Source organism: Microcoleus sp. N9_A2, from assembly GCF_036701775.1.
Classification (GTDB): Bacteria; Cyanobacteriota; Cyanobacteriia; order Cyanobacteriales; family Microcoleaceae; genus Microcoleus.
Genome location: NZ_JAUBRH010000005.1, coordinates 201,650 through 211,189, shown reverse-complemented (window position 1 = coordinate 211,189; position 9,540 = coordinate 201,650). Strand labels below are relative to the sequence as shown.

Annotated in this window: 8 protein-coding genes; 1 reads left to right on the top strand and 7 read right to left on the bottom strand. The window is 48.3% G+C overall.

What is annotated here, in order from left to right; translation table 11 throughout:
- Both QUA44_RS05055 and QUA44_RS05050 read right to left on the bottom strand, forming a co-directional pair.
- Nucleotides 1-3,398 (bottom strand): DUF4347 domain-containing protein (locus QUA44_RS05055; RefSeq protein ID WP_333248550.1); only part of this gene is annotated, 3,398 nt, incomplete at its 3' end.
- A gap of 639 nt (nt 3,399-4,037) precedes the next feature.
- A complete protein-coding gene (locus QUA44_RS05050) occupies nt 4,038-4,919 on the bottom strand; it encodes a lysophospholipid acyltransferase family protein (RefSeq protein WP_333248552.1) in 882 nt (293 codons plus the stop codon).
- 864 nt (nt 4,920-5,783) lie between these two features.
- Between QUA44_RS05050 and QUA44_RS05045 the strand changes: the two genes are divergently transcribed.
- Nucleotides 5,784-6,737: an SH3 domain-containing protein gene (locus QUA44_RS05045; RefSeq protein WP_333248556.1), complete on the top strand. Its 954-nt coding sequence runs from the start codon at nt 5,784-5,786 to the stop codon at nt 6,735-6,737.
- A 438-nt stretch (nt 6,738-7,175) separates the two neighbouring features.
- Here QUA44_RS05045 and QUA44_RS05040 read toward each other — a convergent pair whose 3' ends face one another.
- From QUA44_RS05040 to QUA44_RS05020, 5 genes are all read right to left on the bottom strand, one after another.
- On the bottom strand, nt 7,176-7,352 hold the full coding sequence (locus tag QUA44_RS05040; protein WP_333248558.1) for a hypothetical protein: 177 nt from the start codon (nt 7,350-7,352) through the stop codon (nt 7,176-7,178).
- A 74-nt stretch (nt 7,353-7,426) separates the two neighbouring features.
- A complete protein-coding gene (locus QUA44_RS05035) occupies nt 7,427-8,086 on the bottom strand; it encodes a glutathione S-transferase family protein (protein WP_333248560.1) in 660 nt (219 codons plus the stop codon).
- A 76-nt stretch (nt 8,087-8,162) separates the two neighbouring features.
- Nucleotides 8,163-8,642 (bottom strand): hypothetical protein, encoded by a 480-nt coding sequence (locus tag QUA44_RS05030; RefSeq protein ID WP_333248562.1) that lies wholly within the window; start codon nt 8,640-8,642, stop codon nt 8,163-8,165.
- Nucleotides 8,596-9,090, bottom strand: coding sequence for a hypothetical protein (locus tag QUA44_RS05025; RefSeq protein ID WP_333248564.1), 495 nt, complete (start codon nt 9,088-9,090; stop codon nt 8,596-8,598). Before QUA44_RS05025 ends, QUA44_RS05030 begins: the two co-directional genes overlap by 47 nt.
- Nucleotides 9,091-9,276: 186 nt before the next feature.
- Nucleotides 9,277-9,477, bottom strand: a complete 201-nt coding sequence (locus QUA44_RS05020) for a hypothetical protein (RefSeq protein WP_333248566.1) — start codon at nt 9,475-9,477, stop codon at nt 9,277-9,279.
- Nucleotides 9,478-9,540: the final 63 nt, after the last annotated feature.

The following is a 9,540-nucleotide window of genomic DNA, read 5'->3' as shown; positions in this document are numbered from 1 at the left end:
CCTGTTGGTAAGGTAAGGTTGCTGAGGTTTAAAGCTGCTGTACCGAGATTTTTGACGGTAAAGGTTTTGTTGAGAGTGCCGCCAATCGTTGCACTGCCAAAGTCGATCGCACTTGTTGTACCATCTACTATATCTGTTGTGCCGTCTAATACTTGGATTTCTGGTGCAGGTGCGTTGTATGTGACACTATTATCCGTACTGGTACTAACAAAATTCTGATTGCCTGCTGTATCAGTAACGCCGTTAGCTTTGATGCTGGCAATGACGTTTCCGCTACCTGTGATACCGTTGACTGCAACTGTGTAAACGGGGCCGCTACCTGTGATGGTGGGCGTTAATGTTCCACTTGCTGTACTGGCAGTTAAGTCGATATCAGCAGCATCTAAACCTGTCACTGGTTCGCTAAATGTGACGGTAAAGTTGATGGGTGAAGTAGCAGTTGGGTCGGTTTGTGCTGTTGCTTGGTTGATCGTGACGGTGGGTGCCGTAGTATCAATTACTATGGCTTTATTCGCACCTAATGAATTGGCCGTAGCGGGAGTTGGTAGAGTTAGTGTGGCATTGTTGGTAGCAGCATCTTGAATTGTGCCACCGTTTAGTGCGAGGGCAGCAGTTGAGAGATAATCTAAGTCTGCACTTGCATGACCGGCGGCTACGGTGTAATTAAAAGTGAGGGTGTTAGTACCGCTACCGCTGGCATAGTTGATGCGTGTTCCTGCGCCTCCTGTGGCTAGGGTTAGCTGTGGGATGCCTGTGACGGTGACGGGTTCGCTGAATTGTACGGTGATGGGGATAATCTGACCGACAGTATAGCTGCCATCGGTTGTAGTTGAGGTGATGCTAGTGACTGTGGGTAAAACGCCATCGACTAATACAGCAGTGGTTGCACCGACGCTGTTGAGTGTCAAGATGGCGTTGACAGTGGCAGCATTTTGAATGGTTGCACCGCCGCTGAGGGTTAAGGCTGTGCCGACTGCGATGCCGTTGGTGTCTAGGTTGCCGGATGCAACTGTGTAGCGGAAAATTTGGGTGGTGTTGCTGGCCCCTGTACCGACGAGGGTGGCGTTGACTGTGCCGCCGGTGTCGAGGGTGATGGGGAGGATGGCACTACCTGTGCCTTGGGTGATGGTGACTGCTTGGTTGAAGGTAACGGTGAAGTCGAGGTTTTGTCCCACTCCGTAGCTGCCGTTGGCGACTGGGGTGACGCTGGTGATGGTGGGTGGGGGGTTGATTGTGATGTTGGCGGTTTCAGTGGCTGTGCTGAAAACGCTGGATGTGCCGTTGGTAGCTAAGTCTGTGGTGTAGTTGGCGGTACTGCCATTTAGGCCAACTATTTGATCCCAAGCGGCAAAGGTGATGGCGTTAGCAACGGTTCCGTTATAGGTGGCGTTGGGTACGAAGCGGATGCGGGTGTTGGGATTACTAGCTAATAGTAAGGCGTTGGTGGCAGAAACGGCTGGGGTGTTTGTCCAGGTGGTGCCGCTGTTGATGGTGTATTGCCAAGTGCCGTTAGCGGTGTCTAAACCGGTGATGGCGATGCCTTGGAGGGCGGCGGTGTTGGGATCGGTGATTTTTGTGCCGCCGAGGTTGGTGATGATCGTGGAGATTAATGTGCCTGTACTGGCGCTGTCGCCTTGGTTTTGGGCAGTGAGGGTGGGTGTGCCGCTGGTGTCTAAAACCGGGGAGTTGTTGACGAGGACGCTGACGGTAGTGGCGCTGCCGGGGCCGGTGCTGTCGTTGGCGGTGTAGGTGAAGGTGTCAACGCCGTTGAAGTTGGCGTTGGGGGTGTAGAGGATGTCTCTTTTGGGGTCGATCGCGATCGCATTCGCATTGACAATATTATTCGCATTCGGGTTGAAGGTGGCATCGGCGACACCTGTTGTGGGGTTTAATTTGGCGATATAGTTGCGGGTTTGTGGGCCGATGTTGGTGAAAGCGCCGCCCACTATGGGGTTGCCGCTGCTGTCTATGGCGATCGCATAGACAAAACTATTCGCATTCGGGTTGAAGGTAGCATCGGCGACACCAGTTGTGGGATTTAATTTGGCGATTCGGTTGCGGGTTTGTCCGCCCATGTTGGTGAAAAAGCCGCCCACTATGGGGTTGCCGCTGCTGTCTATGGCGATCGCTCTGACCAAACTATTCGCATTCGGGTTGAAGGTGGCATCGGCGACACCTGTTGTGGGATTTAATTTAGCGATATAGTTGCGGGGACTGCCACCGATGTTGGTGAAATTGCCGCTCACTATGAGGTTGCCGCTGCTGTCACTGGCGATCCCATAGACCTCAACATTCGCATTCGGGTTGAAGGTGGCATCGGCGACACCTGTTGTGGGATTTAATTTGGCGATTCTGTTGCGGGGACTGCCACCGATGTTGGTGAAATTACCGCCCACTATGGGGTTGCCGCTGCTGTCTATGGCGATCGTATAGACAAAATTATTCGCACTCGGGTCAAAAGTGGCATCGGCGGCACCTGTTGTGGGGTTTAATTTGGCGATGCGGTTGCGGGTTTGTCCGCCGATGTTGGTGAAACCGCCGCCCACTATGGGGTTGCCGCTGCTGTCTATGGCGATCGCTCTGACCAAACTATTCGCATTCGGGTTGAAGGTGGCATCGGCGGCACCTGTTGTGGGATTTAATTTAGCGATAAAGTTGCGGGGACTGCCACCGATGCTGGTGAAAATGCCGCCCACTATGGGGTTGCCGCTGCTGTCTATGGCGATCGTATAGACAAAACTACTCGCATTCGGGTTGAAGGCGGGATCTACTGTTCCATCGCTATTCAATCGAGCGATTCTGTTGCGTGTAACCCCACCGATGCTGGTGAAATAGCCGCCTACATAAATCCCGTCATTAATAATAGCTGTGCCGTTGGTGGGGGGGATGGCGATGCTTTGGACGTTCACTCTGCCCGTTCCAGTGTCGTTGGCTAAAACATTGATCTGGGTGGAAGTTGGTGTGCCACTGACGAGTAAGGCTTTGTTATCTGCCGCCCCTGTTGGTGGTAGGGTGTAGCTGTAATTGGGAACGTTCAGGGATTGGGTTGCTATGTTCCCTACTTTTACTTCTAATTCCCAGTCTCCCCCGGCGGCTTGATTCCCGGTTTTGTTTTTCGATGCAGCGATATTTGCCCCGGTTAGTTGATGCAGCTTTTGGATGAATTGCAATCCGATTTCTGTGGCTGCTACATTGCAGCCGTAGAGGAGGATGTCGGCATTTTTTGTTAAGGCTTTCCCCCACTGTTTAATTTTGTTGCTCCATTGGGCTAAGTTCTGATTGCTTAAGGTTTCTGAGCCGAAGTGTAAAGTGCCGGGGCTACCGTGGGAGAGGATATGAATTGCTTCTATATCGCTTTGAAGAGCCAAGGTATTAGTAATTTGTTCGATACCGCTCAAATTTTCATTTTAAATGAAAATTTGAGCGGTATCGGCGCTGTTAATTAGGGTTTGATAGTCTTGTACGGCGGAGTCTACGAAAATGATTTGCTTAGTCATCGTTAATTTGGTGATGATTTTTGTTGGGGATTGTCAATGCTAATCAGTTTGCTGTTGCTGGTTTGTAATAAAAATGCTCACAAATTGAGTTAAAGCCTCTTTAAGTTTTGTAAGTCGTCTGCATCTGAAAAGAAGAAGGCGATCGCTTTTCCGGTTGCTACTTGCTGTATCATTTCACACAATTGACATTTAAATAATCTCTGGAGGCAAGACAGTGCCTCCAGCATCTGAGACGGTATCTGCTTTAAGTTGGATGTTGCATAACTTTACGGGATTACCGCCGAGTTTATTGCAAAATCTATCTTGCGGTAGATGTCATCCAACTGAGTTTATGAATATACACTCGCGAGTGGGAGAAAAGTGCAATCGAACTCGGCCAATAATAATCATAACCTCAGTCATTGCTTTGGAAAAAATCTGCTCAGGTAAATTTTCACCAAAATCAGTCCTGGCCGCACTCGCAACCCAAGCGCTGGGGGGTCTTCTACCGGGATTCAGGGCTGTAAGAAGGTTTTTTGGTCGATCGAACTTGTGCTATTCTCAATTGCCAGCCAAACAATCTAATTGTTCTTGCATTTGGGCGGTAACTCGATCGAAACAAGCATCAACATAATCGCGATCGCCCGCCGCCTCCTTACCGTACCTCTCAAATACGATCGGTTCGCACACACGAGTCCGAATTTGCACTGGCAAAGGCAGGTTAGGCAAAGGCCCAACACTCAATCCCCAAGGCAATCCCAAATACACCGGAAATACCACCGGATCGATGCCAAACAACCACGGCATTCCCAATTCATGCAATTGCTTTGCTTGTTCGTACAAATCTGCCAAAACTATCAAAGTATCGTGGGCACCGTGGGATATAATTGGTAAAATTGGAACTTCTTCTCGCAATGCTAATTTGATAAATCCCTTGCGTCCCGCAAAGTAGATTTTATCGCGCAAGTGGTGGGGACGAAAAACATCTTGGGCGCCGCCCGGATAGACGAGAACTGGGGCATTTTTCCGCAAAGCTGCGATCGCCATTTTCGGATGAGCTTTGATCGCGCCACACCGAACCGCCAGGCCAGCAATATCAGGAGAAACTTGCCAAACCGTCGGGTGCATCAATCCGTAAGCCAAGCGTTCCGTGCCGTACCTGCAGAACCATTCGTATAGGAACATAAACATATCGGGAGCGGCGAGTCCCCCGTTGTGAGAACCGACAACAAGCATTTTTCCGCTCGCTGGGACGTGGTGCCAGCCGTCGCTTTGGACGCGAAAATAGTAGCGGTACAGCCATTCCCAGATTGGCAGCAAAAGCTGAATGAAGTCGGGATTGCGATCGTCTAAAGATAGACCGTCAAAGGGATATTTAGAGGAGTTGCCGTCTTTTTTATTAGTAGTTTTTGTCACTGCAAAAGTATTTAACGCTTTGGTCATTATATAGCAGAAGGAAGAAAGCTTTAACTCTCGAAGAGAGAAGGCTTTAGTTATTTGGGGAAGGAGGAATAAGGGAGGAGATTAGTTGGGCTTTTCCTCTACTTGTGCGTGTGCTAATCGCCCTCGCCCTGCGAAAAAAAGATTTTTCCTATCATTAATATACTCCCATTCCGCAGGAATCTACCGCATTAGTTTCAGCAAGTGAAAACCTCATAAACATCGCACACGGTTGCTATAGCAATATAATTAAATCAGAATTGGCGCAAATATTTGGTTTCTGATTTGAGCGGGCTGCTTTTGTTCGGAGGTTTTATGCTGGTTGTCTATGTTGTTGCCTAAACCCGCCCCTTGGATTTTTAAACTGAGATGTTGCACCATTCTCAATAAGACTTTTATGGGCGGGATCTCCTGCCCATCCCCTACTCCCCAGAAGAAATTCATTCTTTGTGGAACAGGCTGTCGGGGCTTTTAAGCGATAATTCTGCTCTGGGCGTGAGTTTCAACAGACTGGGGCTCGAACCGTAGCAGGCAAAGTAAAGCGTCAGCGAGTAAATATCAAGCAACCATCCAAGTTTCTTATGTAAGAGCAGCACCAAGGGCATCTGAAGTCCGGGAAGTACAAACCGGCGTTGTGACGACTAGAATCCTGAATGGAAATGTCTCCACAGGAACAAAACCGTTTGGAAACAGTTACAGCTTTATTTGTCTTCGCTCAACTCACCAAACATTAAATTATATAAATAAAGCTTGACTTGCGGTCATAAAAAAGTTATATAAAGCTTTTTTGTGGAAGACAAATCGATTTTTTTGCTATATTAACCTGCAATTAAGATAATGATTGTGGTTAAGTGAGGAGTTGAACGGATGAAAAACTTGAATTGCTGGAATAAACCCGCTGCATTGCTGGGCGCGATCGCGATCGTAGCCGGAAGTTTGCAGGCGAATGCCATCGGTGTTGCCGCCCCCTCAACATCCACTGTCAGTCAAGATGCGGAAAATATTTCCTTTGAAGATAGCGCCACCTTTCAAATAGCCCAGGCTGGCAACCTTTGCCGCAAAGTCACTCCCAAAGAAGGTTTGACCGTTCGCCAGAACCCAGACCCCAAATCCCCTAGAGTGGGCGGGGTAGGACTTAACACTCAGGTAACGCTGTCCCAAGGCGCTACTTCTGTTAAAGCCTCCGACGGTCGCCTCTGGATTCAAATTACCGCTCCCGTCACAGGGTATGTCGCTAGCGGCTATCCCAACGACGAAAGTAATTTAGGTTCGTGCACCATTAGTCAAACTCCTTCCCCAAGTCCCGCACCGGCACCTGCACCAGCGCCTGCACCAGCACCAGCGCCTGCACCAGCGCCTGCACCAGCGCCTGCACCAGCGCCTGCACCAGCGCCTGCACCAGCACCAGCGCCAGCACCAGCGCCTGCAGCAACACCAGCGCCAGCACCAGCGCCTGCACCAGCACCAGCAGCAACACCAGCGCCAGCACCAGCGCCTGCACCAGCACCAGCACCAGCGCCAGCACCAGCGCCAGCACCAGCACCAGCGCCAGCACCAGCGCCTGCACCAGCACCAGCAACGGGCCCCGTAAGTCTGTGCCGCCAAGTAGAACCTCGCGTAGCGCCGAGGGGTCTAGCCATCCGCACCGAGCCTTCCAAGACTTCTGCTGTTAAAGGGGGTGTACCGGCTAACGGTCAAGTAACGCTTGTACCAAATTTCCAGTTAGTGAAAGATAAGAATGGAGAAAATCGCAATTGGGTTGAGATTTCAGGCCCTGTGCCCGGATTCATCTCGGCGGGAAATTTAATCATGTGCAAGTAAAATTCTGAGTTTGATCGCTCTTTTTGACTAAAAGAGCGATCGACACCGAAAATAGTTTTAAGTTATTGTCGCGCAGCCAGGGAAAAACGCGGAGTCCAGATTGCTTCCTGGACTTACGCAGAAATAACTTATTTCTGTCGGCAGCCAGCGGTAGCGAATCTTTCTGTGCCTCTGTTTTTCCTCGGTTGCCTCAAGTCTTAGCTTCGTTCCTCGCAACGCATCCGGGGTGAAAGAATTTAAGCAAAAAGCCGATCAACCTTTCTACTGACAGCGCCCGCTTGCCCAATCTTGGTGTCCGCGATTTTGTTGACACTTCGATTGTCGCCCAATCCCGACAATTTCCCACTTATTTTGCCTGAGTCTGAGTTCGATGCGGTGTCGCATTCCAGCCACCGAATCGTCAGCTAAACCGATGACTGTATGTACAATTACTGCTGTTTATCGCGTGGGATATTCAACCGAAATTTGGTCGCTTTTTCGGCCTTCAGATTCTTCATCGCTGCTAAAGAGTTTTGCGGCGATATCTTTGGGGTTGGAGACGGTAATTTTGCGATCGACAAGGAACTGTTTAGCGTTAATTGCTTCGTAGTTCGATCGGGCGGCGGGCTGCCCCATTGCTGCGATGGGAATTTGGATGCAGGCGAAGACAGCTAGGAAAAAGAGCGATCGCTTGAGAGTGGATTAGTTCATTAGGCTTCAGATTGTGCCAGAAATTTTTGTCTCCGAGATGCGAAAGCCGCCAAATCTGCCTCGGTGAATTGAGTTTGCTGCCATGAGGGGCGGGCAAGCAGTCGATCGCACCAAGCTTGAATTTTAGGATAGCCGTCTAGGGACACACCAACCCAAGATAGCAAAGGCACGACGGTGCCGGCAACGCACTCGGCAAACGTGATACTGTTGCTAGCGAAAAAAGGGCGATCGTCCAACAAGCCTTCAAAGAATTTCAGCACAGTATCGATTTTTTCCTTAGCCTTTTCGATTTCCTGCGCTTGGGGAATTCCCCATCCCATTATTTCACTGCTTAGGGGGTAAAGTTGCGGTAGAAGTTCGTTAACCGTGACCAATTCTACCATCCTCACAACTGCCAAATCTTTCGGTTCTTTTGGCAGCATTGCCGGTGCGGGATACTTCGTTTCTAGATAGTCAAGAATTGCGAGAGACTCGACGACAGTGAAGTCATCATCGACCAAAACCGGGATACGATGAAAAGGATTCATTGCGATAAAGTCAGGCTGCAAGTGATCGCCGTCCAAGTGGATTTCTACTAATTCAAAGTCGAGGTTTTTTTCTAAGAGGGCGATCCCGACGCGGCGGGAGTTCGGGGAAATGGGACTATGGTAAAGTTTCATAAATGGTGTGCCTGGTTATTGAAAGGTAATAGAAGCCACATTTTGATTATGCACCTTCACTGTCATTTGATTTATTTTATTCAACTTTATCCTCTCCAGTTTCATCGTCTCCACTGTCGTCTAAATTTTTACTTTCATCGGAAACTTCATAATTATCCATAATTTCGAGCAATAAACGCTTTAGATTCTGATCCGGTGGGCGTTTTTCAAATTCTGCGTGCGTGTAAATCCACAGCAACACAACTTCTTTTTTTGTAATATCTAACAAATATATAAGTCGCCCCTGTTCAGCGGCTCCGCGAAGCTGAGGCATTTTAAACTCCAACTTCCACAGTTCCCATCCATCACGGCTACTGCCTTTTGGCCAAGGTTCAAAATGTCCCAACGGTGGACGGGGACGGGGGTCAACGCTCAAAAATCTGAGGAATTTTTGGAGTAATTCGACAAATTTTACTAATCCTGCCTGATTTTTACGATAGCGATCGCGGATTAGTTTTTGCTGAGTTTTATCAAAGTTCTTCGAGAGCTTGATATGAAATTGCTCTGATTCGTTCACAGGCCTCCTCCGCTGTCATCGCCTCGCTAGTTTCCCACCCTGCAAAAGTCTGTTCCAGGGCTTCAGATAGTGCTTTTTGATAAGCAATATCTTCCCGTTCTACTCCACTTAAAATCGCATTAATAAGTCTATTAAAGGCGTTAATATAAGCTACAAAACTATCGAGTTCACCTTTAAGTACAATCCAAGGTAAAGCGATAGCCAAAGAAAAAAGCCCCACAAATTTAAGCAACCTCTCTTTAATTCCTTGAGGGGGTTCAATGAAAGCATAGGCAAAAACTTTGAGTAATTCTTGCGTTTCAGCAGGAATTTTTTCCCAACGGTCTTCAATTATTACAGCTAAATTGTTTGCTTTTTGAGCCAGTTCCCAAAACCTTGAGGCGCTGGACGTGCGTGGCTGAAATATCTGCCGAATTTCGCTGGGGCTAATTGTGATGGTGGCTGACATTTGCCTGACCTCTGCTCACTTTACGATTACTCAGTCATTCTCAGTATATCATCTAAACAAACTTCTGAAAATCCTGTCATTGACTGATTATTGGCTTATTGTGACTTCCTGACGCACAGACGAGGTAATCGCCTCTACTAGAAATAATCGCTCACTAAGTGACAACTTCTGGGTTAATTCAACTAATTATTGAAACGATATTTTTTTGGATGTTTCTGAAAATTTATCATTCTGAGCTGGCGAAGAAACCTCACCATAACTTAAAGTTTTGACTGAAGTATTCTGCTCTAAAGTTGTCGTCATGTCTGCGTGGAGAAGCTCTAAAAATTTAATATCGTTCCCTAGAGCGGCTGCCTCATCCTCATCTACATCTTCTATTACTTGCAAACGTTCTTTATAGGCATTTATTTGATGTTCAAGGGCTTTTATAATAAATCTTAAATCTTTAAA

Coding starts and splice junctions, on each gene's coding strand:
- QUA44_RS05025 (WP_333248564.1), bottom strand. CDS start 9,090: ATGTCAGCCACCATCACAATTAGCCCCAGCGAAATTCGGCAGATATTT.
- QUA44_RS05050 (WP_333248552.1), bottom strand. CDS start 4,919: ATGACCAAAGCGTTAAATACTTTTGCAGTGACAAAAACTACTAATAAA.
- QUA44_RS05040 (WP_333248558.1), bottom strand. CDS start 7,352: ATGGGGCAGCCCGCCGCCCGATCGAACTACGAAGCAATTAACGCTAAA.
- QUA44_RS05035 (WP_333248560.1), bottom strand. CDS start 8,086: ATGAAACTTTACCATAGTCCCATTTCCCCGAACTCCCGCCGCGTCGGG.
- QUA44_RS05045 (WP_333248556.1), top strand. CDS start 5,784: ATGAAAAACTTGAATTGCTGGAATAAACCCGCTGCATTGCTGGGCGCG.